This is a genomic window from Acinetobacter sp. UBA3132 (assembly GCF_002364825.1).
Taxonomy (GTDB): domain Bacteria; phylum Pseudomonadota; class Gammaproteobacteria; order Pseudomonadales; family Moraxellaceae; genus Acinetobacter; species Acinetobacter schindleri.
In genome coordinates, this window is sequence record NZ_DEZM01000036.1 from 2,607 (window position 1) to 4,150 (window position 1,544).

Here is a 1,544-nt window from a genome sequence, read left to right on the forward strand (position 1 = left end):
ATAAAGAACACTTTAGCGCACCAACAATTGATACCAATGAAGATGGTAGTTTCACTATTAAAGTTCAAAAAACCGGCCAACTGATCCATGTTGCACAAGACCAAACAGCTGTACAAGCACTTGAAGCTGCTGGGGTAAGTATTCCTGTTTCTTGCGAACAGGGTATTTGTGGTACCTGCTTAGTGAAGGTAGTAGAGGGTGAAATTGACCACCGGGATATGTATTTAACTGAAGAAGAACAGGCGGCACAAGATCAATTTACTCCATGCTGCTCGCGTGCAAAATCTAAAATGCTAGTTATTGATCTTTAAAAAATAAAAAACTGCTATCTCATTAAAACTAGCAGTTTAATCTTTCTCAACTTTCCACCCTTCTGCACCCTCAGAAGGGATTTTTTTATTTAAAGAAAAGGCTTAACCTTAGGAATGCACATGTGAATTAAAAATAGAACGCATCATATCGCCCAGAGTGACTACATGGCTATGTTCACGCATCAGACTCTCTGCTCGTGCTGAATCACGATTTTTTAAAGCATTGAAAATGGCACAGTGTTGAATATGGGCATGATGCAGACGGCGAATTTCTGAGAGGGGATTATTTTTATCATAAGTTAAGGCTTGGGCAGAAGCCATGGGTAGCTGATTATTCTTACTCAGAGCCTGCACAATAGCGATATTATCTGAGCCTTGAATAATCGTATTATGAAAAATGGTATTGTAATAATGATAGATTTCAATATCCTCATTACTTAGTTCAGTTTTTTTAAATATTGGCTCTATTTGAATAATGCACTGCATTAACTGATCTTTTTGCTGCGTACTTAGCCCTTTTTCTGCCAGTTTTTTTGCTGCCAGGCCTTCAAGCACTCCTCGCACCTCAAGTGCATCCTGAATCAACTTGGGAGAAATTTCTCTAACTGTATAGCCGCGGGTTGGATTTTTTAATAATAATCCTTCTTGCTCAAGCAGTTTAAATGCCATACGCACCGGTTGACGTGAAACTCCAAGCATTTCTGCTGTTGGAATTTCAGCCATGCGAGCACCGCCCGGAATTTCACCTGAAATAATCATTTTTCTAAGTTCAATCAGTACTTGCTGACCTGATGACATGGACTTACTCATCTATAATATGTGCACTGATGCTACCGGGTGCATGAAAATAATTCAACAGAAGTCATGAAGATCCTATTCAGCTTATTAAGTTATTGCTTCCTCAAGAATAGACATTGAAAAGTAGCTAGACGAACTCAAATCCGACCTGATGATATAGAAAATTATCCTTCCTGAAAATGCTGTAAATTAGTGGCCATGATTTCAAGATTATTCCTGATCAAAAAGGCCAGATTAATATCCACGCCTTTTAGCATCGTTTGTTCCAGTTCCTGAACGACTGCCCGACACTCGCTTAATTTATTTAACCCTGCTTGAGTGACATTCACAAGAATACGACGACCATGAGAGGGGTCCGATTCCTTACTAATCCAGCCGCTACTTAATAAATCCTGTAGAATTTTATTAGTCGATTGGGGTTTGATAAAAGAACGC

The 1,544-nt window shown here is 39.1% G+C and carries 2 protein-coding genes and 1 pseudogene; 1 reads left to right on the forward strand and 2 read right to left on the reverse strand.

Features of this window, described 5'->3' with window-relative positions:
- Positions 1-311 (forward strand): 2Fe-2S iron-sulfur cluster-binding protein (locus B4033_RS01440; protein ID WP_286831411.1); only part of this gene is annotated, 311 nt, incomplete at its 5' end.
- A gap of 108 nt (positions 312-419) precedes the next feature.
- On the opposite strand, the gene B4033_RS01445 is transcribed toward B4033_RS01440, so the two are convergent.
- Both B4033_RS01445 and B4033_RS01450 read right to left on the reverse strand, forming a co-directional pair.
- Positions 420-1,109, reverse strand: coding sequence for a GntR family transcriptional regulator (locus B4033_RS01445; RefSeq protein ID WP_163169469.1), 690 nt, complete (start codon positions 1,107-1,109; stop codon positions 420-422).
- Positions 1,110-1,273: 164 nt separating this feature from the next.
- Positions 1,274-1,544: pseudogene (locus B4033_RS01450) on the reverse strand (MarR family transcriptional regulator); the annotation flags it as partial.

Bases quoted from the DNA above. Each gene is read 5' to 3' on its own strand.
- B4033_RS01445 (WP_163169469.1), bottom strand. From the start codon at position 1,109: ATGTCATCAGGTCAGCAAGTACTGATTGAACTTAGAAAAATGATTATT.